This window comes from Bdellovibrio sp. HCB185ZH (assembly GCF_047302455.1).
Lineage (GTDB): Bacteria > Bdellovibrionota > Bdellovibrionia > Bdellovibrionales > Bdellovibrionaceae > Bdellovibrio.
Window position 1 is genome coordinate 1,682,716 of sequence record NZ_CP178624.1, and the last position, 25,425, is coordinate 1,708,140.

General features: G+C 45.2%; 25 protein-coding genes and 1 pseudogene. 13 read left to right on the top strand and 13 right to left on the bottom strand.

What is annotated here, in order from left to right:
• Window positions 1–37: 37 nt before the first annotated feature.
• From ACLSU7_RS08260 to ACLSU7_RS08275, 4 genes are all read left to right on the top strand, one after another.
• Window positions 38–295 carry a hypothetical protein gene (locus tag ACLSU7_RS08260; RefSeq protein ID WP_142699105.1) on the top strand — a complete coding sequence of 86 codons (258 nt, stop codon included), beginning with the start codon at window positions 38–40 and terminating at the stop codon, window positions 293–295.
• Between the two features lie 543 nt (window positions 296–838).
• A complete protein-coding gene (locus ACLSU7_RS08265) occupies window positions 839–1,672 on the top strand; it encodes a flagellin (protein ID WP_413295061.1) in 834 nt (277 codons plus the stop codon).
• A gap of 327 nt (window positions 1,673–1,999) precedes the next feature.
• Window positions 2,000–2,554, top strand: a complete 555-nt coding sequence (locus ACLSU7_RS08270; RefSeq protein WP_413295062.1) for a hypothetical protein — start codon at window positions 2,000–2,002, stop codon at window positions 2,552–2,554.
• Window positions 2,555–2,621: 67 nt separating this feature from the next.
• On the top strand, window positions 2,622–3,770 hold the full coding sequence (locus tag ACLSU7_RS08275; RefSeq protein WP_413295063.1) for an aminotransferase class V-fold PLP-dependent enzyme: 1,149 nt from the start codon (window positions 2,622–2,624) through the stop codon (window positions 3,768–3,770).
• Here ACLSU7_RS08275 and ACLSU7_RS08280 read toward each other — a convergent pair whose 3' ends face one another.
• Both ACLSU7_RS08280 and ACLSU7_RS08285 read right to left on the bottom strand, forming a co-directional pair.
• Window positions 3,771–4,397 carry a hypothetical protein gene (locus ACLSU7_RS08280; protein WP_413295064.1) on the bottom strand — a complete coding sequence of 209 codons (627 nt, stop codon included), beginning with the start codon at window positions 4,395–4,397 and terminating at the stop codon, window positions 3,771–3,773.
• A gap of 416 nt (window positions 4,398–4,813) precedes the next feature.
• Window positions 4,814–5,869 carry a sigma-54 interaction domain-containing protein gene (locus tag ACLSU7_RS08285; protein ID WP_413295065.1) on the bottom strand — a complete coding sequence of 352 codons (1,056 nt, stop codon included), beginning with the start codon at window positions 5,867–5,869 and terminating at the stop codon, window positions 4,814–4,816.
• A gap of 237 nt (window positions 5,870–6,106) precedes the next feature.
• Here ACLSU7_RS08285 and ACLSU7_RS08290 point away from each other — a divergent pair.
• Both ACLSU7_RS08290 and ACLSU7_RS08295 read left to right on the top strand, forming a co-directional pair.
• Window positions 6,107–6,271 (top strand): annotated as a pseudogene (locus ACLSU7_RS08290) (site-specific recombinase); the annotation flags it as partial.
• A 33-nt stretch (window positions 6,272–6,304) separates the two neighbouring features.
• Complete coding sequence (locus tag ACLSU7_RS08295) at window positions 6,305–6,946, top strand: tyrosine-type recombinase/integrase (RefSeq protein WP_413295387.1); 642 nt, start codon at window positions 6,305–6,307, stop codon at window positions 6,944–6,946.
• Window positions 6,947–7,044: 98 nt separating this feature from the next.
• On the opposite strand, the gene recO is transcribed toward ACLSU7_RS08295, so the two are convergent.
• Complete coding sequence (gene recO / locus ACLSU7_RS08300; protein WP_413295066.1) at window positions 7,045–7,644, bottom strand: DNA repair protein RecO; 600 nt, start codon at window positions 7,642–7,644, stop codon at window positions 7,045–7,047.
• 9 nt (window positions 7,645–7,653) lie between these two features.
• Entirely contained in the window at window positions 7,654–8,643 is a 990-nt protein-coding gene (locus ACLSU7_RS08305) for a hypothetical protein (RefSeq protein WP_413295067.1), read from the bottom strand.
• Between the two features lie 243 nt (window positions 8,644–8,886).
• Here ACLSU7_RS08305 and ACLSU7_RS08310 point away from each other — a divergent pair, with 243 nt between their 5' ends.
• The 4 genes from ACLSU7_RS08310 to ACLSU7_RS08325 all read left to right on the top strand — a co-directional run bounded on the left by ACLSU7_RS08310 (window position 8,887) and on the right by ACLSU7_RS08325 (window position 13,725).
• A complete protein-coding gene (locus tag ACLSU7_RS08310) occupies window positions 8,887–9,993 on the top strand; it encodes a fatty acid desaturase (protein ID WP_413295068.1) in 1,107 nt (368 codons plus the stop codon).
• Between the two features lie 186 nt (window positions 9,994–10,179).
• Window positions 10,180–11,646 (top strand): class I SAM-dependent methyltransferase, encoded by a 1,467-nt coding sequence (locus tag ACLSU7_RS08315; RefSeq protein ID WP_413295069.1) that lies wholly within the window; start codon window positions 10,180–10,182, stop codon window positions 11,644–11,646.
• A gap of 178 nt (window positions 11,647–11,824) precedes the next feature.
• Window positions 11,825–13,276, top strand: a complete 1,452-nt coding sequence (locus ACLSU7_RS08320) for a hypothetical protein (protein ID WP_413295070.1) — start codon at window positions 11,825–11,827, stop codon at window positions 13,274–13,276.
• Window positions 13,264–13,725, top strand: a complete 462-nt coding sequence (locus ACLSU7_RS08325; protein ID WP_413295071.1) for a hypothetical protein — start codon at window positions 13,264–13,266, stop codon at window positions 13,723–13,725. Before ACLSU7_RS08320 ends, ACLSU7_RS08325 begins: the two co-directional genes overlap by 13 nt.
• Here the strand turns inward: ACLSU7_RS08325 and ACLSU7_RS08330 are convergent, their stop codons facing one another.
• Window positions 13,726–14,631, bottom strand: coding sequence for a LysR family transcriptional regulator (locus ACLSU7_RS08330; RefSeq protein WP_413295072.1), 906 nt, complete (start codon window positions 14,629–14,631; stop codon window positions 13,726–13,728). It lies immediately after the preceding gene.
• Between the two features lie 95 nt (window positions 14,632–14,726).
• Here ACLSU7_RS08330 and ACLSU7_RS08335 point away from each other — a divergent pair, with 95 nt between their 5' ends.
• Entirely contained in the window at window positions 14,727–15,719 is a 993-nt protein-coding gene (locus ACLSU7_RS08335; RefSeq protein ID WP_413295073.1) for a TerC family protein, read from the top strand.
• Here ACLSU7_RS08335 and ACLSU7_RS08340 read toward each other — a convergent pair.
• Window positions 15,716–16,021, bottom strand: coding sequence for a putative quinol monooxygenase (locus tag ACLSU7_RS08340; RefSeq protein ID WP_413295074.1), 306 nt, complete (start codon window positions 16,019–16,021; stop codon window positions 15,716–15,718). The two genes, ACLSU7_RS08335 and ACLSU7_RS08340, sit on opposite strands and share 4 nt — an antisense overlap.
• Before the next feature lie 83 nt (window positions 16,022–16,104).
• Here ACLSU7_RS08340 and thpR point away from each other — a divergent pair, with 83 nt between their 5' ends.
• A complete protein-coding gene (gene thpR, locus ACLSU7_RS08345) occupies window positions 16,105–16,713 on the top strand; it encodes an RNA 2',3'-cyclic phosphodiesterase (protein WP_413295075.1) in 609 nt (202 codons plus the stop codon).
• 19 nt (window positions 16,714–16,732) lie between these two features.
• Here thpR and ACLSU7_RS08350 read toward each other — a convergent pair whose 3' ends face one another.
• From ACLSU7_RS08350 to ACLSU7_RS08380, 7 genes are all read right to left on the bottom strand, one after another.
• Window positions 16,733–17,146 carry a hypothetical protein gene (locus ACLSU7_RS08350; RefSeq protein ID WP_413295076.1) on the bottom strand — a complete coding sequence of 138 codons (414 nt, stop codon included), beginning with the start codon at window positions 17,144–17,146 and terminating at the stop codon, window positions 16,733–16,735.
• A gap of 322 nt (window positions 17,147–17,468) precedes the next feature.
• Window positions 17,469–17,993 (bottom strand): NuoI/complex I 23 kDa subunit family protein, encoded by a 525-nt coding sequence (locus tag ACLSU7_RS08355; protein WP_142699086.1) that lies wholly within the window; start codon window positions 17,991–17,993, stop codon window positions 17,469–17,471.
• Entirely contained in the window at window positions 17,990–19,555 is a 1,566-nt protein-coding gene (locus ACLSU7_RS08360) for a 2Fe-2S iron-sulfur cluster-binding protein (RefSeq protein WP_413295077.1), read from the bottom strand. The genes ACLSU7_RS08355 and ACLSU7_RS08360 overlap by 4 nt, the downstream gene beginning before the upstream one ends.
• Window positions 19,536–20,828: an NADH-quinone oxidoreductase subunit NuoF gene (gene nuoF, locus ACLSU7_RS08365; RefSeq protein ID WP_413295078.1), complete on the bottom strand. Its 1,293-nt coding sequence runs from the start codon at window positions 20,826–20,828 to the stop codon at window positions 19,536–19,538. Before nuoF ends, ACLSU7_RS08360 begins: the two co-directional genes overlap by 20 nt.
• Entirely contained in the window at window positions 20,828–21,301 is a 474-nt protein-coding gene (gene nuoE, locus ACLSU7_RS08370; protein WP_413295079.1) for an NADH-quinone oxidoreductase subunit NuoE, read from the bottom strand. Before nuoE ends, nuoF begins: the two co-directional genes overlap by 1 nt.
• 27 nt (window positions 21,302–21,328) lie before the next feature.
• A complete protein-coding gene (gene nuoD, locus ACLSU7_RS08375) occupies window positions 21,329–23,011 on the bottom strand; it encodes an NADH dehydrogenase (quinone) subunit D (protein ID WP_413295080.1) in 1,683 nt (560 codons plus the stop codon).
• A complete protein-coding gene (locus tag ACLSU7_RS08380) occupies window positions 22,998–23,546 on the bottom strand; it encodes an NADH-quinone oxidoreductase subunit B (protein ID WP_413295081.1) in 549 nt (182 codons plus the stop codon). The genes nuoD and ACLSU7_RS08380 overlap by 14 nt, the downstream gene beginning before the upstream one ends.
• A gap of 248 nt (window positions 23,547–23,794) precedes the next feature.
• Here ACLSU7_RS08380 and ACLSU7_RS08385 point away from each other — a divergent pair, with 248 nt between their 5' ends.
• A complete protein-coding gene (locus tag ACLSU7_RS08385) occupies window positions 23,795–25,216 on the top strand; it encodes a S8 family peptidase (protein ID WP_413295082.1) in 1,422 nt (473 codons plus the stop codon).
• The last annotated feature ends 209 nt before the right edge of the window (window positions 25,217–25,425 follow it).

Consider the following 25,425-nt stretch of genomic DNA (forward strand, 5'->3'; position numbering starts at 1 on the left):
TCTATTTTGCCATTGTCAACTCTAAGGAATCGATAAAATGCCAGGTATTGTTAATCCTAAAGGTAAGGGAAAATCTCAGCCCCGCATCCGTCCCTCGATGCATAAGGACAGAGTGAATCCTAGCGACTTTATGAAGTACGATACCCGCTTTTCGTGTGAAGACTGCACCCATTTTGATGGCGAAAAAACTTGTACCATTGGGTATGACACTCGCCACCACCTTAAAGCTGTTCAAAATCATCAGTATGAATTGGCTGGAAACATGGCTTTTTGCCGTTTCATCGAGATCGTTTAGTCGTTTTTTAAAATCGAAGAAAAATAATATCGCGAATCTTTCTCTAACCATCGTCCCGATGGAAACTTTGACATTATCTTAGTCGAGGAAAACGGCCGTTTTCCCTCTGAAAGTATTGTATCTTAGTGATTCAGGACAATCCTACGTCTTGATTCCTCGATCTGGCCTTCGACTAGTATTGTTTAAAAAAGACAAAACCCGTCTCTCGTCCTGTCAAGACAACCCTACAAATCCCGATCTTAATCACATCAAAGATTCACTCAGAAGGAGTCAAGAGAGAAGGTCACTCTCTTGCTAATACCGAAAGGAGGGCCTTCAAGGATGAAATAATAATGAACAACAGATTGTTCAAAGCTGTGCGCTGGAACAAGAGGTTGAGAAACCTGAATGAACATAAAGCACAGCATGGTCCCAAAGGCTAAAAAGGCTAAAGCACAGACTCGGATGTCAGTGCCGGGAAAGCAGAGTAGGTTCTGCAATCCCAAAACAACAATCAAGGAAGGTTATGAATATGAAAAATAAATATTAACGGAGGAATTTAAAATGGGAATGAGAGTAACAACAAACATGGCTGCTATTAATGCTCAAAGAAACTTGGTTGGTTCACAAAGAACTATCAATGATTCAATGGCGAAACTAGCTTCTGGTTCACGTATCAATAAAGCTGCTGACGATGCTGCAGGTTTGGCGATTTCTGAAAGCTTCAAAGCTCAGATCCGCTCTGCTAATCAAGCACAACGCAATGCGAACGATGGTATCTCTATGGTTCAAACTGCTGAGGGTGGCTTGAACGAAATCGGTAACATCATCGTACGTCTACGTGAGCTAGGTATCCAGGCTTCTTCTGACACTATCGGTGACAAAGAGCGTGGCATGTTGAATAAAGAGGTTGTTCAACTTAAAGACGAAATGCAACGTATCGCTAACGTTACAACTTGGGGCACTACTAAATTGTTGGATGGTTCTTCACCAAGCTTCGATTTCCAAGTAGGTATCCATAACAACGCTGAAGAAGATCGTATCTCCTTCAAAGCGGCTGAAAACGTAGCTACATTGGATTCTTTGGGTCTTTCTGGTATCGACTTCTCTTCTAAAGAAGGTGCTCAAGAGTCTTTGAACAAACTTGATGATGCTCAAACTTCTGTGAACGGTACACGCGCTAACTTGGGTGCCCTTCAAAATCGTTTGACTTCAACAGTAGACAACTTGGGTGTTACAGTTGAGAACATGTCTGCAGCTAACTCACGTATCCGTGATACTGACGTAGCTCAGGCTTCTTCTGAGATGACTCGTAACAACATCTTGTTGCAAGCTGGTACTTCAACTTTGGCTCAAGCGAACCAAACTAACCAATTGGCTTTGAAACTAATCGGTTAATTTCGGCTCAACGGACTGAACGAAGTTACTTAAAGAACTTAAACCCGGTAAGGAAACTTGCCGGGTTTTTTAATTTACGTATTAAAATCAGATACTTAGATATACTTAGCATTTTCAATCCACTTCCCCACCCGATGATGACTTCAATGAAGTGGGGCCCTTGAGTAAAAACTTTTGTTCGCCCTTTTATTTCCGTAATGAAAGGCGTTTTCCCTCTGAGCCAGACCTAATGTTGAAATTCTATTTTGAATTGCCTCACCTGCCAAACCTCGTTAGTCTATGAAGGCATTGGATTTTTACATACGACTACCTCGAGGGAGCAACACCATGGCAAAGAAAAAAGCAAAAGCAAAACCTGCAAAAAAAGTAACTAAAAAGGCTGCAAAGCCAGCAAAAAAAGCAGTTAAAAAAGCTGCGAAACCTGCGAAAAAAGCAGCTCCAAAAAAAGCTGCTAAAAAAGTAACTAAGAAAGCGGCTAAGCCAGCTAAAAAGGCTGCTCCTAAAAAAGCTGCTGCAAAGAAAGCCGCTCCTAAAAAAGCCGCTAAAAAACCTGCAGCGAAAAAAGCAGCTCCTAAAAAAGCCGCTGCTCCAAAGGCAGCTAAAGCTGACAAAGAAGTAAAAGCAACAGTAGCGCCGGTTGAAATCGCTTCTGATTTCGACGACGAAACTGAAATGGATGCAATGGTTGATATCGAAGAAGAATCTGTATCTTCTGATGACGATTGGAATGACGAAGAAGAATCTGAAGAAGGTGAAGCTTCTGACGACTCTTTCGAAGACATGGAAGACGAAGAATCTGAAGACGACATGCAAGAAAAGTCTGACGATGATGACGACGAAGACGAAGAAGATGAAGAAGGCGACGACGAAGGTTACTTCTAATCTTAAAATTGCATAGTGCGATTAAAAAAAGGGAGTCAACGACTCCCTTTTTTATTATCATCGCCTCATGTACAAACATCTGTATCAAAGATTTCTTGAAGCGAACCCTGCCCAACTTCACTTTGCCTGCCACAGTCATCACTACTGGCCGGATGTCACTCGAGAAGCTCAACTTCAATACTGGGACGACACCACTAAATATGTCGATGGAAAATGGGAACACATCTTTTCGGTGAAGGTGCCTCAGGCGCAAAAGCTGATTTCGGAAGTTTTGAATCTTGCCCATCCGGAGCAAATCGTCTTTGCTCCGAACACCCACGAGTTTGTATTCCGCCTGTTAAGTTCATTGGATTGGGGAAATAAGATTCGCGTGCTGACGACGGATTCCGAGTTTTATTCTTTTGATCGTCAGATCACCCGTCTATCCGAGTTGCCCCAGTTTGAAGTCGTGAAAGTACCGACGCAGCCTTTTGATACTTTCCACGAGCGCTTTGAACAGGCAATGGAAGCAGCCGATTGGAACCTTGTTTTTATCAGCCATGTTTTCTTTAACTCGGGCCTGGTGTCTGATGTGGAACGCCTGGTGAAAGATGCTCCCACGGACTGCCCGTTCATCATTGATGGTTATCACTCGTTTATGGCCGTTCCCTTAAATCTGAAACCGATCCAGGACAAAGTTTTCTATCTGGGCGGTTCTTATAAATATGCTCAAGGTGGCGAGGGCTGCTGCTTCTTGTACGTTCCACCGTCGACCCGTCACCGCCCTATGTATACGGGATGGTTTGCGGAGCTTTCGAAACTATCAGCTATTGGTGATGAAGTCGGCTATCCGGTGGATGCCCTTCAATATGCAGGGAGCACCATGGATTTTACAGCCATGTACCGTTTGATTGCGACTTTGGAGAAATTCAAAGACGAAGGCCTGACAGTTTCAAAGATCCATTTCATCGTTCAGCAAAATCAGCAGCTGTTTTTGGAAGAACTTGAAAAGGTGAACCACCCCTTAGTGAATCGCGGAAGCTTGTTGGTTTCAGATTTAAAAAACCACGGGCATTTTTTAACTTTTAACCTGCCATCTACGGAAGCGACTTCGGAGCTGGTTAAAAAAATGAAAACCCGGGGTCTTTATACGGACTCCCGGGGCTCACGTTTAAGATTCGGTTTTGGTCTTTATCACGATGCTGCTGACATTAAAGCGGCCGTCGCGAAAATCTAACTACTCAACCTCAGGAAGATCAGACATCGAGCTTGATGTATCGTCAGTTTGTGGCTGGTATTGCTGTGGAGCTGGTGCTTGACGGTGGTATTCTTGACGACCGCTTGTGTAAGTACCGTTTTCACGAGCAGTTAGTTCTTGAATCGCTTGCTGACGAGCAGCTTCTTCACTCATCGGGATGAAAATATCACCATTCGTTAACTGGCTTTGCGGTTTGTAGATACCTGGGTAAATAACAGCACAACGACGAACTGATTCTTCAGCCGACATTGATTTTTTGGCATCGTAAACGCAGTTTAAGAAATTAGATTCTGCTTGGGAAGATCGAGGACTTACGCAAACTTCTGTAGCTGTGATTGATTTCGGGCTTTGTGCTTGAGCCATACCCATCGGTAAACCAACGTAGTTCATATTTGCCATACAAGTTGCGAAAGCCGCACCGTCTTCACGCGTCCCTGAGTTACAAGACATATAAGCCTGTGATTGATCAACCTGATTCAAACGGAAGTTCATCAGAGATTGAACACACACATTCACTTGATCAGGTCTTTGAGACATTGTCGCCAAGCTCACTGAAGCACTCAAAGTGACTACTGCTGTTGCGATAAAAACTTTAAATGATTTCATAAATCCGCCTCGTACGCCCATAACTGGGCAAAGTTAGTTTTCTAAACATCAACTTACAAAGCAGGATCCAGACCACCCTCAAATTGAAATAAACCCAAGCTCAGGTGTAAACGTATTAAACAGAGACAATCCCCGCCGCGCCAAAAAGCGCAGTCGGTTCACAGATTTCCACCATAGAGGGCCGGTCAAAATGGTTCGAATCCAAGGCGGAGGAGCAACCGCAGCGCAGGCGTACCCCTGGTACGCTGGAGCGAGGACTGCGAACGACAACGCAGGAGGCGAGCCATTTTCACCGGCCCGATCGATTGGAAAATAAAAAAGCCCTGACGAGGGAAGAGAGAGGAACCCCGTCAGGGCCTTAGAACGTTATTCAATTTTCGAAGAGCTTTGCTCCGGCAAGGCCGGAGCGCGAAAGACTATTTAGCTGGCTTCGTGTGAACTGCGAATTTTTCGAACTCGCCGTACTCGTGAAGTTTGTTATAAAGAGTCTTGATCGTGATACCCAAGTTGTTAGCCGCTTGAGTTTTGTTACCACCGAAGTGCTGAAGAGCCTTCAAGATGTAACGTTTTTCAAGATCGTGCAAAGTCATGTTTGGATCGTATTCGATCACGTCTTTTTGAGTCTCAGGGTTTCTGATGTTCTCTGGAAGATCGTTCAACATGATCATGTGACCATCAGACAGGATCTGAAGACGTTCACATACGTTTTGAAGTTCACGGATGTTACCTGGCCACTCGTACTTCATCAAAACTTTCATCGCATCTTCAGAAACCGTACGACCACGGTTCAAGTAAGCGTGTTGAGAGTTGTTAAGGAAATGATTTACCAATGAAGGGATATCTTCCTTACGACGACGAAGTGGTGGAGCACTTACTACGATCGTGTTGATACGATAGAACAAGTCTTCACGGAAGTTACCGCGAACAACTTCTTGGTCCAACTCACGGTTTGTAGCACAGATCAAACGGATATCTACTTTGATAGGGTCTTTGCCACCTACGCGGAACATTTCGCCTTCTTGGATGAAGCGCAAAAGTTTAGCTTGGATAGCTGGATCCAATTCACCGATTTCGTCCAGGAACAATGTCCCGCCGTTAGCCGCTTCAGCCAAACCGATTTTGCGGTTGTAAGCGCCAGTGAAAGAACCTTTTTCGTGACCGAACAATTCAGACTCAAGCAATGTTTCACGAAGAGCACCGCAGTTGATAGCAACGAAAGGTTTGTTTTTGCGGCTGGAGCGATCGTGGATTGAACGAGCGATCAACTCTTTACCTGTCCCTGACTCACCAAGAACCAGGATGTTTGCGCCCGATGGTGCCACACGGTCGATCATTTTCATCAGGTTGCCCATAACTTCAGAAGTGTAGACGATGGTCTTGTTTTCCATCACTTTGGAAGTTGTGTTTGTATTCCACATAACTTGGTTAGCATTCTGAGAAGAGGGCAGGATCGTAGAATTGTTATCGTTCATGGCTCCACCTTTCGGTAACGTTCTTCTTAAGAGTTTTGGACGCTGTCTCATTTTGAATGACTCAGTGTGAGACGCTTCCGACGCATTGAGTTATAACCTTAGTCCTGTACCTTTTTCAATAAAAAAAATGCATGGCGTTAGAATTTTTTTATCCACCATGCCCGGAGCCGATACTTTAGGGTGCTTATGAGCAAAGCTTTTCAGCTCTCCCAAAATATAGATAAATATCTGAAATATATGACTTTTATTAAGTCAGCCTCACCCCTTACAATTAAGCACTATACCCTCGATTTGCAGCAGGCCTTTGAATTGGATAAAAACTCACAATCGAAGAAAACCTCATATACTGAGGCCGAATTGATGGCTTCGGTGAGGGGTGCATTCAACCGTTGGGCCTCCCTTTCCCTAGCCTCCCGGAACCGAAAAGCTGCTACTTTGAAGAGTTTTTTCCACTGGGCTTATGTGGTGGAAGACCTCCTGGAAAGAGACCTATCCCTGCAGGTGACTTGCCCTAAGGTGCCCCGCAAACTGCCTCATTTTTTAAGCGTGGACGAAGCCTTGGCCGTCCTGCATTCCTTCGACAGCAAACACCAAGTTCCCTTAAGAGAGAAGGTCTTGTTCCTGCTGCTTTACGGTGGAGGTTTACGGATCAGTGAAGCCTGCAACTTGCGCTGGGATTCCATTCAGCTTTCACAAAAAACTTTACGTGTGATGGGTAAGGGTAACAAAGAACGAGTCGTGGCTTTGCCAAGCATGACTGTGCAGACCTTACAGCGCTGGAAAAAAGAATCTGGTTTTAATGATTTTGTATTCGGTGAAGAGCCCCTAGTGCAAAGAACTGCCTATGAAATGGTTCGACAAAGCGGACAACGTGCAGGACTGTTAAAACCCCTGCATCCCCATGCCTTAAGACATAGCTTCGCCACGCACCTGTTATCCAGTGGAGCCAACCTGCGCACTCTACAAGAAATGCTGGGCCACGAAAGCCTGCAAGCCACAGAAAAATACACCCACTTAGGAATCGATCAGCTCGCACGCACGATGGAAGCCCTGCACCCCCTAGGCAAAGGCAAATAAAACCTGAACCGAGGTTGGTCAAAAAGGTTCATATGCAAGGCGGAGGAGCGAGGACAGCGAATGACAACGCCGCAGATGGGCCTTTTTCACCGACCGTTTTAAATAACTGCGTGTGCGATGTAGTGTCGTACCATGTTTTCGACGTTGTTTAATTCTTCGTCGACGATTTGACGATGGCTGATCAGGGTATTTGAATCTGCGAGATTGGTGCGCAGGAAGGGTGCCATCCACGGTTCAGGTTGAATCACACCCTGTTGCAACAAGAAACGCAGATAAAAGTGCATCTTTAAGACTAAAACGTCTTGAGCGATTTCAATCGACTTTAATGTGTGACCTAAAAGGTTAAATAAAAAGTCCGAATGCTTATCCCCTTCTTGCGAAACTTTGCCGACACAATCTAAAACGTGCAGAGCAAATTCCAGATGATCGTAGTCTTGGCGAATCCCAGGGAAATCATTTATCAACGAAGCTTCTTGTAAAGTGTGAAGCTTGCCTTCTTCGGAGCTTTCTTTGTAAGTGAAAGAGACAAAATGAGTGGGCTCCAGAATTCCACCCCCGAATCTCTTTTTACTTTTCAAAGCGCCGCGAGCAATAAAAGATAGCTTCTCTCCTTGCGGAGAAATTGCATGCAAAATCAAATCGGACTCGCCGTACTTCATTTTGCGCAAAATAATGAATTTATCTTTAGCTTGGGACATTCCCCATGTTTAGACGGTCCAAGTCTGCTCTTCAAGCAGTTCTTGGTAACTTTCGCGAAGTGCCTGCGCAAATTGAGGATTCTCCAGGATTGTGGGGCTCATAATCAGCATTCCCCGCAAGGTTTCAGTGGACGGAGTGGGTTCCCACCAGTGCGAGAACATTTTAACGCCCGACCAGTGACACATGTTGGTGCTATCCATTTGAGACCAACCCTCTTCGATCGAAATACCCAGTTTTGTGAAAACCTTTTCCGCCAATGCTTCCGCACTGGTGTCTTTAAAAACAAGAACGGCACGGTCATAAAGACGCGGCTGCTCGGAGGTGAAGTAAGGCTTAGCGATATCTTGAAATGAACTTTCAAATGAACTGATCAAAGAAGGATTCAATTTGCGACCTTCGCTGGCTAGCAACGCTTCCTGTAATACGTCGGCGTGGTTCCATTCCATATTTTGAACCATCAGCGGTGGGCAGCGAAATCTTTCACCCAAAATCGCGATGGCCAAGTTTCCTGTATAGGAGCATAGGCGAACCGAGTACGGACGTAACGACTGAGTGCTTTCATGAAAGTGACGAAAATGCGAAATACGGAAAGAGTAAATGCGCTTCTCGTTCAGAATTTTATCAAGTTCATCCACGAAGGGGTAAGTCTCCCCGGTCACGGGATGGTCTTCGGAGAAGACCACAAAATTGGTCTCTTTTTTTAAACCGTCTGCCCACGTTTTTACATCCTGCAGTTGCAGATGCGACAGAACATTTACTTCGTACGTTTCTTTGTAATAGTACGGCAGCAGATTTTCGAATGCCGGTGTTTGACCTTTGATAAAACCAATAGCTTTTTTGTGCGCTAAAAATTGCGCTGTACCTTGTGCGATTTCAAAAACTGCGTGAGCCAGGCCCTTAAATGCACGTGCGCGCAAGGGATCTAGTAATCCCATCTGCGTTTTTAAAGAGTCATTGAGCTCATCCCAGGTTTCCGGTCGAACAACATCGATGTACATATCATGACGCTAGCATCTATTTTGTCAGATGACTCTGCGACCAAGGTCCGTTTTCCCAATTGTTTTACGAAAAAAAATTAACTTACATATCCATTTGGGAACGAACCTGGGTGAGTATAAGTTTTAACAAGCCGCTCCAACCCAGTCCTAAATGGTGCTTCAAGACGCGACACCCATTGGCGCTGGGGGGAATTATGTATCGAAAAGATTGCTGGTCTGATAGATTTTCATTGAGAGGTACAAATGACAAAGAAAAGAATTGAATGGCCAGTGGCGCTCTTCCTTACGCTGAACCCGCTGATCACGTTCATCCTCATGCCGATTTACTTCTACATGCACGGCTTTGAATGGGGAATCGCGCTTTTTGCGCTTGTTTTCGCAGCTGCTACTAATTTGAGCATTACTGCTGGCTATCACCGTCTATTTTCACACAAAAGCTACGATGCTCACCCTATTGCTAAAGCGATCTTTCTTTTGATCGGTGCTTCGGCATTCCAAGGTTCTGCATTGAAATGGTCTTCGGATCACCGTCGTCACCACACGCATATTGATGGCGAAAAGGATCCTTACAACATCAATGAAGGCTTCTGGTACGCACACATGGGCTGGATGTTCTTTAAAGATTCTGTGGATCAAAAAATCCACGCTCCAGATCTTCAAAAAGACTGGATGATTGAGTTCCAACATAAATACTACGGATACGTGGCTATCATCACGGGCTTCGTTGTGCCAACTTTGATTGGTGCAGCTATGGGCTCATGGTTGGGTGGTTTGGTGATCGCTGGTGGCTTGAGAATTTTCCTGACTCAGCAATCAACGTTCTTCGTAAATTCATTGTGCCATACTTTGGGCAAACAAACTTATTCCAAAGAAATCTCTGCTCGTGACTCTTGGTTCGTAGCGGTTTTGACTCACGGTGAAGGTTATCATAACTTCCACCATAAGTTCCAAATCGACTATCGCAACGGTATCAAGTGGTACCACTGGGATCCGACGAAATGGGTGATCAACACTTTGAACTACATGGGTCTGGCTTACAAACTTCGCCAAATTTCAAATGTAGAGATTTTGAAAGCGCGCTTGCAAGCAGAGTCGACTGAACTTAAAAAAGTTGGTTTCGCTGATGAGCAATTAGTAGCGATGAAAGAAAAAATCATCGAAGCCCAAGCCAAAATCAAAAAGCTTCGTGAAGATTATGAGCAATTCAAAGCGGATGCTGTTCGCAAACGTGAAGAGTTGAAAGAAGCATACGATCACAAACTCGCTGAATTGAAACGCGAGTTGGAAGTAGCCCATCTTGAATTCCAGATGGGAATGAAACTGTGGAAACTGCACCTTAGATCTGTTTAAGAAATCTTGATTACAAATGCTAAAAAAGCCCGCTGAAGAGCGGGCTTTTTTTATTCTCTCCGCACAAAACATCCATAGATTTATGTCCAGACTGTCCAAGTTGGAGTCAGACTAATCGAATTTCTATTTAACATCCGAAAAATCCTCCCGATAAGAAACTATTGTTATTTTCGAGGAGGAACATTCATGGGCGAAAAGGCATTAAAACAAGAAGGTTTTAGCGTAGAAAAAAAGGCGCAGATGCGTTCGATCAGACAAGACCGCAATGCCGTCACTCCTCAATCATGCTTCTTGTCCTTTGGGGGCTTTAAGGCCTCCGTTCACGATGTCAGCATCTTTGGTTGCTCATTGCTTGTGAACCCTCAGGAGCTGCCGCAGGTTCAACAATATCTAAAAGCCAACATCACGACGGAGTGTGAGGTTTTGTTCAAAGAAATCCCTCTCCAAAAAATGCATGTTCGTTGGGCCCAGTCCGAGCGCCTGGCGGATGGACAAAATGGCGAGATCATCATTGGCTTGGACATTATGAATGAACCGCTGAACGTTGAATTGATCAAAGCCCACGAGGCAGCTCATCTGGCTATGGAAGAACAAAGTGCGTATGCTCGTGGTGTGGCGCAATTGCCAGTGGCCTTTAAAGTCTTTGTCTATGAGCTTCGTGATTTCTTGGCGACCTTGAAACCAAAGATTGATCGCATCGAAGAACAAAAGCCTCTGAACGATTTCCATAAAGAATTAGAATTTCGAAAAGCTGTAGCTGAAGCCTTTGCTAAGTATATGAACTCGGCCTTGAGCCCTTCCTACCCGCTTATCCCGACTCTTTTGACGGGCATGAATCAGTTCGAACTGAAATGGGCAATGACGTTTGCCCGTGAACAAATGGGACCTCTTTTGTGGGGAGCTCCGTTTGCTCACCGCGCTTATCACAAACCTCGCGGATATGCCGGTGACTATGAGATGATGAATCAGTTGTATCGCGATGAAGTGGTGGGAAAAACACTTTACGATCAATGCATTCATAAATACTTCGTCGAAGATGCTTCAGGAACAGCGGTTCGTAACCGCGGTCAGTACCTGGCGAAAAAAATTAAAGAGCTTTTTCAGACGACGGCGCCTGATCAAAATTTAAAACTGATGTCTATCGCCAGCGGACCCGCAAAAGAGCAGCAAATCTTTTTGCAAAATGCCGCGCCATTCGTGGGCAGAAATGCAGAGTTCGTGTGCGTAGATCAAGACGAAGAATCCTTGAAACATGCTCACCGTCAGTTAAACACGATTGATCGCAAGATTCAGTCCGGCTTTAATTTCAGATTCAGTAATTTGGCGATTCGCAATATCATCGCCCAAGGCTTTCCAGAAAAAGATTATGACATGATCTACACGGCAGGTCTGTTTGACTACTTCACAGAGCCCATCGCACGTCGTACAGCCGAAAGAATGTTGGACGCCGTCAAACCTGGTGGAAAAATCATCATCGGAAATTTCTGCGCAGATAACTATAAATACGGTCCTTTTCTAGAGCTCTTTTTAGACTGGCATTTGATCTACCGTACAGAGGCTGATTTGATGCGCGTGTTTAATGGCCTGGGCAGTAAAATGTGGGTTGAAAAAGAACCTCTTGGCGTGAACCTTTTTATCGTTATTCAAAAGTAAAAAATTAATCGCGTTGCACACGTAAGGTGTTCTGATTCTGTCGATGACAGCACACTTTACGTCACCTTTTCCTCGAGTCTCAAAATGAGACGAATCTATAGAGCATAAGTTACTGAAAATACATACTGGGTTCTGGCAACCATCTTGCTCCTCCAAAAAGGTGAGGAGAATCATGCCTATGAACTGGACAGCCAATCTATTGAAATTCAGCTTGATCGCCACGTGCGGCGCCATGATGATGACGACCTCGGATACTGCTATATTTGAAATGCTCGATTTAGCTTCTTCGACGCCGAAAAAAACCGCTGTTAAAACAGCTTCGAAAACAACCGCTAAAGAGAAAGCTGTGGCTAAGGCCAATGCAGCTGATGAATATGTTGAGAAAATTCATCCATTACCAATCGTAGTGCGCAGCAAATCTACGACTCCGAAAGCGAAATTAAAAACGACGCTTCCTGTGCAAAAAGCCACGGTGTCAAAAGCCGCCGAAAAATCCATGTCGGAAAATGCCGTAAAAAAAGTGGATAAAATGAATAAAATCGGCGAATTGCTTGCCGTAGGTAACGGCGACAACAATTCAAATGCAAATTGCACGAATTGCTCCCTTGCCGGGCAAGTCGCGGAACTGAAATATAATCAGTGCTCTGCTAAAGACAACTATCTTGAAAAGGATCTGGAAGCCAAAGAGAAAAGTAAATCCTATATCGGCACTCTGATTCGCAGTGATATGAGTAAAAAACCCATGATTCGCCCTGTGTGCATTGAGACCGCGATGTTCCTGCAAAGCTCTCAATCCGGTCCGGTCGTGAACTATAAAACTTGCGATGGCGGCGTTGCAAAAAATGCCCCTGCCCGTCCTTGTGTTAGTGAAAGATATTTTACGCTTGTGAACAACAGCTTCGAAGTCGTGTCCCAATGTATGAAAACTTATATCGGAGAAGGTGAATCCGCGGTCGCTCAAAAACAGAATATCCGCGAAGTCTTCGGTATGATCACGGTGGAATCCGGATTCCATATCAACATCACGAGTAAAACAGGTGCTGGTGGTATCGGTCAGTTCACTTCTCCTGCCATCAACGCGGTCAACAAAGTAATTTCTGAAACGGAAGCTTACCTGGCAAATCACTCCGACGTTCGCTGCCAAAAGCTTGCGGCTGAGTTCTTGGGTGAGAAAAACCTGATGAAGACGAATGCGACCTGTGACCGTGTTTCTATTAAAGAAGGAAACCCAGTTACAAATATGATCTACACGTACGCGGCGTTGAAAGAAGCGAAAGACTATTTCGACGATAACGTATTCAATGACTCAAAAATTAAAGCTAAGTTTGCGTTGTCATCAAATGATCTTGCAAAGATCAAACGTGCCACGATGATTTGGTCCCATAACACAGGCTTTGCTGGTCTTAAAACACCCTTAACGAAATTGTTAACGACTAAATATGCGAAAAAGAAAGTTACGGATGCGGACACTTTCTTGGCTGAACTAAAACAGTATGCCGTTTCTTATCCCAATAAAGGAAATGCGGGCTCGAAAGCACGCATTAAAGAAACTGCAAATTACTATGCAAAAATCCAACACAAAATCGACCTTGTTGAGGAAGGTGCTGCGGGGGGCTCATGCTTAAACTAATTACCACTGTTCTTACTTCCCTCTTACTGTTGCCATCATTTTCATGGGCTCTACAGGATTCTTATTCTTTGAACTTGATTGAGAAATCCATGGCTTCGATTGAAAACTCCGCAGACAAACGCCAGCAAATGGCCTTAGCTGCGGAATTCAAGTCGCTGGTTTTACAACGAGCTGACCAAATCGGAGCAATGTCTGAAACCAACAAATCTTATGATGCAGAATCATCAGATCTGGTGGATTTAGTAGTGGCCCTGGATCGTGCCACAATTAAAAAATCCACTCCAGCTGAATGCAGAAAGGCTTTAAACGGCCTACTTGAAGATGCAGGAATTGAAAACGTGGAAGAAGTTGAAGCCCAATCTTGGAATCAATTGAAATTCACTCTTCAAAACAAAGTGTCGTCTCACGAATACCTAGCATTCAGAATTTTAAAGGCGATCTGCGAATAGCTAGCTTAAAGAGAATTCCTTCATGACTTGGGCTGCAATGGGGTTTTCGATCTTCCGATTGGCAGCCATCAGCCAAATTTCTTCGTACACACCTTTCATCGTACCCAAGACAATAAGCTTTCCTTCTTTGGTGAGCTTTTTTGCAACCGCATCGGCGACGGGAATTAGACCCACACCTTCTGAACCTAAAAGCGTTTGCAAACTCGTGTCTTGTATCTCTGCCACTTGATCGACCTTGATTCTGTTCACTTGAAAGTAATGATCGATCTCTCGACGAAGTTTACTGTGCACGGTGGGAATTACGAACGGCTGACCCTCGAGACTGTGCGGAAAGTTCTTTTTCAGATGTTTAAATCTTTCCGAGGCACAAACCACAACGGGAAGTTTCGCGATGGATTTAGCATACACTGATTGGAAGTCCACGGAGGGAGCATAATTCGAAAGCAGCAGATCGACGTGATGGTTTTCCAGCTCTCTTAACAGCTGATCCCCAGAACCCTCCACCACCGAGATGTTACAGTTCCCCGCCTTATAGGCCTGCATGATCACTTTGTGAGTGATGTCCTTTGGCACGCTATCCAGCGCCCCAATCTGCACGTGCATGCGATTGTTTTGCAGTCGATCCTGCAGCACCTCTACCATTTCGGCACCCAGATTGAACACCTGCTGCGCATATTCAAAAGCAATGCGCCCGGCCTCTGTCAAATGCAGGCGTTGTTTGTTTCTTTCAAAAAGAGGCTTCCCTAAAGACTCCTCCAACTGTTTCAATTGAGTACTAAGGGTGGGCTGCCCGATTTTAAGTTTCTCTGCGGCCTTGGCGATGCTGCCCTCCTGCGCGATGGTAAAGAAATAATGCAGGTGGTGATAGTTCAGCCATTGAAAGTTCTGCGTGGTTTTGACAGCCATCTGGGACCTCTTCGTTTAAAGCGAATAACTTATTATAGTTTATCGATTTTTCAGAAGAAGGAAAGTCCTGTAGAGTAACATTTATTGGAGGCTTTTTGGATCAAACGTTATTATTCCCCTTTGCGGATTATTGGTGGTTTTACCTCGCATTCCTGGGGTTTGTTATTGGTATGCTGGCCCTGGATTTAGGGGTCTTTCACAAACACTCGCACACGGTCGGCTTTAAAGAAGCGACACTGTGGTCAGTTGCCTGGATCTCGCTTGCGATGATCTTCAACGGGATACTTTACGGTTATACCTTATACAAATTCGGCGACCAGGCTATCGCCAACCAGGTGGGACTCGAATTCCTAACCGGCTATGTGATTGAAAAATCACTCTCGGTGGATAACATCTTCGTCTTCGTTGTGGTTTTTGGTTTCTTTGCAGTACCGGCTCAGTATCAGCATCGGGTTTTATTCTTTGGTATCATCGGTGCCCTGATATTCCGCGCCATCTTTATCGCTTTAGGTTCGGTATTGATGCAGTACCAGGCCGTAGTTTTGATCTTTGGCGTATTCTTAATCATCACCGGTTTCAAAATGATGTTCCAAAGTGAACACACGATCGATCCCTCCCACAACTGGTTGATTAAGTTCATGCGTAAACATATTCGCGTGACCGACAAAATGCATGAAGACCACTTCTTCGTAAAACAAAATGGTGTGCGCTACGCAACGCCTTTGTTCGTGGCCCTGGTCTTTATGGAGTTCACCGACGTGATCTTTGCTGTGGATAGCGTTCCGGCGATTTTCGCGGTAACGAAAGAACCTTTGATCGTATTCACTTCTAACATTTTTGCGATCCTGGGTCTGCGCTCCCTGTACTTCTTGTTAGCGGGTGTCGTTGATAAGTTCCATTTGTTGAAGTACGGCCTGGCGCTGACTTTAATCTTTGTGGGCTTGAAAATGACTTGGCTGAACAAACTATTTAACGGCCACTTTCCGATTGGAATTTCTCTGGGACTTATCGCCTTCTTTATCGGAGGATCGATGGTGTTATCACTCCTGTTCCCTGCGAAAAAGAAAAACGATAACAATCCTTCTTAAAGGGTCATCGGCTGCCCACCACGCGATTCATACGTCGTGATGGTGGGTGGAATGACCGCAAACTTGGGAAGTTTGGCAAAGAACTCCTTGGTATAGTCTTTTTCCAAGTGAGCGTTCAGATCTTCCCAGCTTTTCCAGGTTTCAATGATCATAAAAACACCGGGCTCAAGTGGATCTTCAAAGAACTCGTAGCTCATGCACCCTTTGTCGGCGCGCGCGGGATGAACGACGATCGCTGCCAGGCCCACAAAGTCTCTTTCTCGTTCAGCTTTCACTTGTATCTTGGAAGTCATTACAATCATGGTTTATCTCCCCGTTTTGTCAGTTTAACAGGCGTTTGGATAATACGTCTTGGTGAACCCGAAATTTCTGCTAAAATGAAATCATGAATAAACGCCTGTTCTTTGCCTTGAACGCGACTGATCCTCTTTCGACAACTTTCTTGCCGACCTACAAAAAATTGAAGATCAATGCGGATCAAAAAGAACTCGTGATCAAATGGGTTCCACCCGAAAACTTTCACATCACCGTAAGTTTCCTGGGGGAAACGCCCGAAGACAGCATCCCAGCCTTGAGTCAGGCCTTGCAGGACGCTTGTGAACAGACAAAACCTTTTGATTTAAAGATCGATGACATCAGTGCCTTTTCCTCGGAACACGATGCGCGCACCTTGTGGCTGGGCGTTCAGAATAAAAAAGCACTGGGTGAGTTTAAAGATCGCCTGGATGAAATTTTGAAAGAAAGAAATCTGCTGACGTTTATCGATAAGCGCGATTTCACTCCACACTTAACCATCGCACGTCTGCGCAATCCAAAAAGCGTGAAAGATATGATTTCACCCTTTAAACGCAAAAGCTTCGGCAAAATTCACGTCAGAGAAATTGTTTTATATGAATCAAAACTAGCTGGAGCCTTCCCCGTTTATAAGCCGATATTTCGTGCGAAATTAAACGGGAAAGATCAGGATGAAAACTCTGTCGAAAGCGAAGAGTAGCTCTTAAATAAGTCGCGAATTAAATTCCGCGACCACCAAGATTCACGATTGAACGACCATGTGCGAATACCATATACAAACGACCAGAATATAACTTCTTTTCACGAGGCCAGAAAAAAGTGCGAACCGTGCACTTTTGTCCCACGGGCAAAGAATCTGGACAATTCGTTTGCGCATCAAAAACAAAACCACCAGCAATCATAAGCTTTTTTAGTTCCAAAGGCTCGTCACCTACAGAAGTAACAGTGAAGTCCACATACTTGCGGGAATTCACGAATGTCGCACCAAAATTATAGTTATAGTATTGATCGCCCGAAGGTTCGATCATTTGAACTTCGACTTGCGCCGGTGAAGTATCAATTTCAACGTGCACCTGCGCAAAAGAAATCAGTGGCAATAAACTTAGAAGTAAACCAACAAAGATGCTTCTCATAAAACCCCCTGACATCAAGCGTACCGCTTGATGAGAAAATTGGAAATTTGAAATTGGAGGCGAGGGAAAAGAAAAAAGGTAGAAATTCGATACTGGTTCCGAGGCGACCCTCGGTCGCCAAGGTCGCCCACAACCACAAATAAAAAAAGCCACCTCAATGGTGGCTTTTTTTATTCTCAACCCAGAACCAAGGTTGATCAAAAGTGGTCAGATGCAAGGCGGAGGTTGGTTCCAGCCGCGGAGGCGTACTCCAAGTACGTCGCAGCGATGGAAGCGGCCGACAACGAAGTCAGCTGGCCGCTTTTCATCAACCGCCTAGATACTAGATACCCTGTTTGTGGCGTTCTTCGTCGTCCACGTGTGTCTGGATACCACCCTTTAAGTTCGGACGGTAAGCCAAGTGATTGATGTCGTAGATGAACTGACCACCATTCACCGCTGGAGTTTGCCATTCTGGGCCCAAGCGGATCGCGTCTACTGGGCACGCTTCTTCACAGAAACCGCAGAATACGCAACGAAGGATATCAATTTCATAAGCGATTGGGAATTTTTCAACAGCTGGATCGTTATGTTCTGCTGCAACGATTTTGATACATTCAGCAGGACAGTTCGTCGCGCACAACATACAAGCTGTGCAACGAAGAGATCCGTCTTTTTTCACTGTCAAAACGTGATTACCTTTGAATCGTGGAGAGTAGTCGTACTTCTCTTCCGGGTAGTTCAAAGTCATCATCTTTTTGCGGTTCAAAAGGTTCGTAACCATGTGTTTCATGGTTACGGACAAGCCACCTAAAACGCCCGGCAAGTACCACTTGGACTTTTCCGAGTTATTTTGCATTACGCTCATAGGCTACCTCTTCTGAATACAAACTCATTCTTCTTACGGTGTTCCAACTCAACTTGGTCAGGACGTTGATTTGTTGGCATGAATGGCGCCGTCATCGGCATCGCCAAGTTTTTACCAGCCAACAACAAAGCCGCTTCTGTCAAAGTCAGAGCTTCAGAAACCACAGTTGTTACTTTTTTGATCTTTTGTTCAAGACCAGAGTAGTTGATGAATGTTCCGTCTTTTTCGACGAATGTTTTCATTGGAATGATCCAAACATTACCCGTCAAAGCAGACAAAGCTTCGTTCTTACCTGATTGCATCCAGATCAAATTTTGAGCTTTAGAAAGCTCTTTCAATCTTTCGCCGTATTCAGGGAATACCACTTGGTTCTCTGGACCCGCTACCACAACAGTTTTGATAGAACCGTTAGCAAGACCTGCAGACAAGTCATTCCAAGTCGCAGTGATGCCGTATTTTTCCATCACTTTCAGCAAGCCTTTCGTGTTCGGATTTTTATCTCCGCGAGATAACAATCCATCAAAGCTGTCGAAAGTTTCTTTGTTGTTGATCCAGAAGAATACTTTTTTAGTTTTGAATTCTTCAACAAACGTTTTGATGATCGCTTCGTACTCTTCAAGAGTGTACTGAGCTGTCAAAACCAGAGCGATCGCATCGCCAGCTGTGTTTTTCAAAACTTCGTTCGCATTCTTAGCTGCCGCACCTGGAGCCATTTCCACGCCACGAGCCACACCTTTAAGAAGGCGCGCATCGCGGTTTACGAATTTATAGGCGTTACGACCGCTATCGCACATCCAGTGACCGTTTACTTGTTCATTGTAAACCGGCTTGATACGGAAAAGGCCTTCCTTGTTGTAGTATACTTTGATGTTACAACCAGTCGAGCAACCGTTACAAACGCTGTCGCCGTCTTTTAGATACCAAACGCGCTGACGGAAACGGAAGTCTTTGGAAGTCAACGCACCCACTGGGCAGATGTCGACTGTGTTCAAAGAATATTTGTTATCCAAAGGCATGCCATCGTGAGTACCGATTTCAGTACGGTCACCACGGTTGAACAGACCCAACTCGTTTGTTTTAGAAACTTCTTCAGTGAAACGAACGCAACGAGAGCACAAGATACAACGTTCAGAATCCAGAACCACAGTCGGCCCCAAATCCACAACTTTGTGTTTCTTAACTTTCGCTTCGGCCATTTCTGGATCGTACTTACCGTACTCCATGTATTGATCTTGCAAACCGCACTCACCAGCTTGGTCACAGATCGGGCAATCCAAAGGATGGTTGATCAAGTGGAAGTCTAGACCCCACTTAACGGTGTCTTTAACTTTTTCAGACGTGTTATTGATCTTCATGCCTTCAGTAACCATAGTGTTACACGCGATCTGAACACGTGGATTTCCTTCGATCTCCACAACGCACAGACGGCAAACACCCGCAACGCTCAATCCTGGATGCCAGCAATAGTGAGCGATACGATCGCCCGTCTTTTGCATAGCTTCGATGATCGACGTGCCTTCTTTTACTTCGACTTCTTTGCCATTAATGGTGCATTTCGGCATATGTCGTTCCTTTTACTTTCGAACGTCCTTCACGAACGTAGAATTCAAATTCATCTCTAAATTTAGTTACAAAGCTTAGAACCGGTAAAGCAGCAGCGTCTGAAAGAGCGCAGATTGTTTTACCTTTCATATTGTCGGCAACTTTCACCAACAAATCGATATCTTGAAGACGGCCACGGCCCTCCAAGATCGAGTGAAGGATCTTGTTCAACCAACCAGTCCCTTCACGGCATGGAGTACATTGACCACATGATTCGTGAGCGTAGAAGTGAGTCAAAACACCCAACATATCAACCATACATTGAGAGTCATCCATCACGATCACCGCACCAGAACCAAGCATTGTGCCTAAGCCCGCAAGGGATTCGTAATCAAGATTTGCTTTCGCGCACTCTTCAGCTGTCAAAACCGGAGCAGACGAACCGCCAGGGATGATCGCTTTCAATTTACGACCTGGTTTCATGCCACCGCATTCGTTATTGATCAGATCCAACAACGGGTAACCCAATGGAACTTCATAGTTACCAGGCTTAGCCACATTACCAGATACAGAGAACAATTTAGTTCCTGCTGATTTCTCAGTTCCGAATTTGCGGTAAGTTTGCGCGCCATCTTTAACGATGTAAGTAACTGCAGCCAACGTTTCCACGTTGTTTACGATAGTTGGCTTGCGCAAGTAACCTTGAACTGCTGGGAAAGGAGGTTTCAATTTTGGTTGGCCTTTCAGACCTTCCAAAGAGGAAATCATCCCTGTTTCTTCGCCGCAGATATACGCGCCGGCACCACGGTAGACATCCAGGTCAAAGTCGAAACCAGAACCCAAAATGTTTTTACCCAGAAGACCTGCATCGTAAGCTTCTTTGATCGCTTTATTCAGACATTCGATTGGGAATACGTATTCACCACGAACGTAGATGTAACCTTTATGAGAGCCCACCGCGAAAGCAGAGATAATCATACCTTCGATCAACTGATGTGGAGCACGCTCCATCATCATACGGTCTTTAAATGTACCTGGCTCACCTTCATCGGCATTGCAAAGTAGGTAACGAGGTTCGCCATTTTTCGGCAAGAAGCCCCATTTCATACCTGTCGGGAAACCCGCACCACCACGACCACGAAGACCAGAAGCCTTCACTTCGTCGATGATTTGCTGAGGTTGCATTTTCAAAGCTTTAGGCAAAGTTTCGTAACCGCCTTTAGCTTTGTAACCTGCAAGAGTTTGATACTCTGGCAAATGATAGAATTCTGTAAGAACTTTAGTTTCAGCCATTATCTCATACCTCTCAACAAGTTCATCGCTGATTCAGGAGTTAGCTTTTCATGGTAAGTGTCATTCACTTGCATCATTGGAGCCGTTCCGCATGAACCCAAGCACTCAACTTTGGATACCGTGAAGCGGCCGTCAGCTGTCACTTCGTTAAGCTTTACGCCCAACTCTTTGCAGATGTGGTGAGCCATTTCACGACCGCCCTCAAGAGCACAAGAAATATTCGTGCAAACTTGAACGTGGTATTTACCAACAGGTTCTTGGTTAAACATTGTATAGAACTTGAAAACTTCATTGATACGCGCTTCAGGGATATCCATTACTTGAGACAAGTGACGGATAATATCTGGCGTGATGAAGCCACTGTTTTCTTTTTGTGCAATATAAAGACTTGGAATAATCGCAGACTCTTTCGCTTCATAGCGAGCAAGTTCTTTTTTAACGTTAGCCAAGCCTTGTTCAGAAAGTTTAAACATTTATATGTTCCTTCTTCAGAATTGGACCTAGCGGTCCAATTCTCCGGCAATCAAGTTCATGGAAGCTACAGTTGCAATTGCATCCGCCAACATCGCACCTTTAACCACAGTCGGGAAAGACTGGTAAATAGCGAAGCACGGTGGACGAACTTTCAAACGATACGGGTTCGCAGAGCCGTCAGACACAAGGTAGAAGCCCAACTCGCCGTTTGCCGCTTCCGTTGCATCGTAAACTTCGCCAACTGGTGGACGAAGACCTTTGATCACCAACATAAAGTGGTTCATCAAACCTTCGATGTTTCCGTAAACGTCTTTTTTCTCTGGAAGAACGATACCTTTATCACGGATCGTGTAATCGCCCGCTGGCACGTTTTTACAAACTTGCTCGATGATACGGATAGATTGGCGCATTTCTTCGAAACGAACCAAGTAACGATCATAGATGTCACCAGAAGTACCAACTGGGATGTCGAAATCTAGTTGGTCATATCCATAATATGGGTTGGCTTTGCGGATATCTAAATTCACGCCAGAAGCACGAAGCATTGGACCTGTGTAGCCCCATTGAATCGCATCAGCTGCAGAAACCGGGCACACATTGCGAGTACGTTGGATGAAGATCTTATTGTCGACAACCATCCCCGCCATTTCGTCAGTTCCACGGCGAAGCTCTTTACAAAGAGCCAAAACTTCGTCGAACCAACCTTCTGGTGCGTCCTGAGCCATACCACCTACGCGAGTCATAGAAACCGTAAGACGTGCACCGCACAGTTTTTCGAACAATGTATAAACTTGTTCACGCAAACCGAACATATAGAAGAAAGAAGTCAAAGCACCCAAGTCCATCGCGCCAGTACCGATTGCAATCGTATGGTCGATAACACGGGAAAGCTCAGCAAGGATGATACGCATTGCTTGGGCTTTTGGTGGGATTTCAACGCCCAACAAACGCTCCACTGCTTTACAGTAACCAATGTTGTTCATTGGCGCTGAACAGTAGTTCAAACGATCCGTATATGGAATCACCTGATTGTACGGGTGAGTCTCTGCCATTTTTTCGAAACAACGGTGAAGGTAACCGATTTCGTTGTTACAACGAACGATTGTCTCCCCGTCCATTTCCGCCATCACACGAAGTGTTCCGTGCATTGCTGTATGGGCAGGACCGATGTTCAAAGGAACATATTTATCATTCAACACGTCACCAGGAGAGCCCGGTTCGTTGTTGAAGTGAATTGGCAAAGAAGCCGTGCAGGATTGTTGATGATCGGCATCGTAGTCTTTACGAAGCGGATGGCCCACGAATTGGTGGTGAGTCAAAATTCTGCGAAGATTCATGTGACCTTCGAATTTGATACCAAACATGTCGTAAGCTTCGCGTTCAAACCAGTCTGCACCACGGTAAGCTGGAATCGCTGTCCCGATAGACTCGCCCTCGCCCACTTGCGCTTTGATACGCAAACGAGAGTTGTCTTTAGAGGAGAACAAGTTGTAGACCACGTCAAAACGTTTTTCGCGAGTTGGATAATCCACTCCGCAAACGTCCATCAGGAAGTCGAATGAACCCGATTCTCTCAAGTACATCAAAAGTTTTGGCACGTCTTCTTTTGGAGCTTCGATCACATCATCGCCCACAGCGCTGATGAACTTGAAGTTCGCAGTATTAAAACGACCCGCTAGATTTTGTTTTAGTGTATCAAGCTTGCTCATATGGGCTCTTCCAGTTGTCTTTCCACGGGCGTGGAGTGTGATCTGCGATCATTTTTTGCAAAGCCATAATACCGTCCATCACCGCTTCTGGTGTTGGAGGGCAACCTGGGATGTACACGTCGACAGGGATGACTTTATCAACGCCTTGAAGAACGTGGTACGCACGATAGAAACCACCAGAGCTTGCACATGCGCCCATGGAGATTACGTATTTAGGTTCAAGCATTTGTTGGTAGATACGAACGATGACAGGTGCCATCTTTTCAGTGATCGTACCAGCAACCACAAGTAAGTCTGCTTGACGAGGAGAGAAACGTGCAACCTCGGCTCCGAAACGAGCTAGGTCATATTTCGGTCCCATCACCGACATGAATTCGATACCGCAACAAGCAGTACCATACGGCATTGGCCACAATGAGTTTTTGCGTCCCCAAGCAACGATATGATCGAGCTTCGTCGTAAACGCAACATCGCGCGACTGATCGTCTGCTGCTTGAGTTCCGAGCGCGGAACCTTGCACTTGATCTTTGTGCATAAATACACCTCTGCAATTTCAATTAGCTATCATTAAGTAACTAACGAAAAACCGTAGTCCTGACAACTAGATACTCATCGTAAACCTCTCTGCGCGCAACTTCAACGCACCCTAGCAAAACCCATAGTCGTCGCAAATGAAATTGATTCTCCTCTCGATTGAACACAGACTTAAATTTCGACTCAAACATCAGTTTAGAAATCGAACTGTGTAACCACATAACAAGGATTGTTTTGAAAGGAGTTTTCATGACTAAGATGGCTGTGTTCACATCTGCCGCCGTTCTTGCATTCGCTTTGGGCGCTCAAGCTCAGCATAAAACGCAAGATTTGCTTATTAAACTAGCACCGGGCTACGAAGATGTAGAAATCCAAGGGGCAAAAACAGAGAAAATCACGGAAAGTCTAGTTCGTGTTCAAGCTCCGAAGTCCATGAGTTTAAATACTTTGGTGAAAAATCCAGCGGTTGAGTACGTTCAACCGAACTATCCAATCCATCTGATGGAAGACTATCGCATCCAAGATCCATTGCGCAGAGCCGCTTTGGCGAAAATGTTGCGTCGCAACCCAGAACCACAGGTTTTGGCGATCAAAGACAACCCAGAAATTCCTAACGCTCCGCAATCAACACCAGGTGCGGATCCATTGTTCGACAAACAATGGGGCATGAACAATATCGGCGTGGTGGAAGCTTGGAAAGTCACTCAAGGTTCACCAGAAATGGTTGTAGCCGTGATCGATACGGGTGTTGATTACACTCACGAAGACCTGTTGCCGAATCTTTGGAGAAATCCAAAAGAGATCGCCAACAACGGTATCGACGATGATGGCAATGGTTACATCGACGATACAATCGGTTGGGACTTTGTTTCTAACGACAACAAACCTTATGACCTATCGATGGAGCCACTTGATATCCTTTTCAAAGGTGGGAATCCAGGTCACGGTACTCACTGCGCTGGTAACGTTGCCGCTCGCAACAACAACGGCAAAGGTATCGCAGGCGTTGCACCGAATGTAAAAATCATGTCTTTGCGTTTCATCTCTGAAAAAGGCCAAGGCACAACTGCGGACGCGATCAAAGCGATCAACTATGCTGTGAACAATGGCGCGAAAATCATGAGCAACTCTTGGGGCTCTGAAGGTGAAGATCCAAATGCAGGCGCAGAAAACAAAGCTTTGCGTGATGCCGTTCAATTCGCACAAGACAAAGGCGTTCTGTTCATCGCAGCTGCAGGTAATGGTCACAAAGGCGTTGGCTATGATAATGACAACGATTCTGCACCAGCTTACCCATCAAGCTACCCGCACGATATTATCATCTCTGTGGCAGCGATCGACGCAAAAGACCAGCTGGGTTCTTTCTCTAACTGGGGTAACCGTTCAGTAGACATCGGCGCACCGGGTGTGGTTGTGTTCTCAACAACAGTATTCAACAACTACTCTGACATCGTGATCGACAAATACGGTTTCAAAGCCACTTGGGACGGAACTTCAATGGCCACTCCACACGTTGCAGGCGCAGCGGCTCTTTACTGGTCAGCTCACCCGGAAAAATCATGGCAAGACGTTAAAGCTGCAGTACTTGGTTCAGCAAAACCAATCCCAGCTTTGAACGGAAAAGTAACATCTAATGGTAAATTGGATGTCGGCGCTCTTTTGAAATTTTAATTTCAGAACCACCCGCTAAAAACCACCAAAGGGAGCTCGTCGAGCTCCCTTTTTTTTTGCCCTATGTTCGTAGGTAAAAAACCGCCCTTCGCTCAGTGAAGAACTTAATTTGTCCTCTGTAAATTAATTCGGCAGTTCAACCCGCAACGAGGTGCGATTCAGTTGGCCGAAACATTTGGCATATCCAATGCAAAACTCCTCTGTAACCA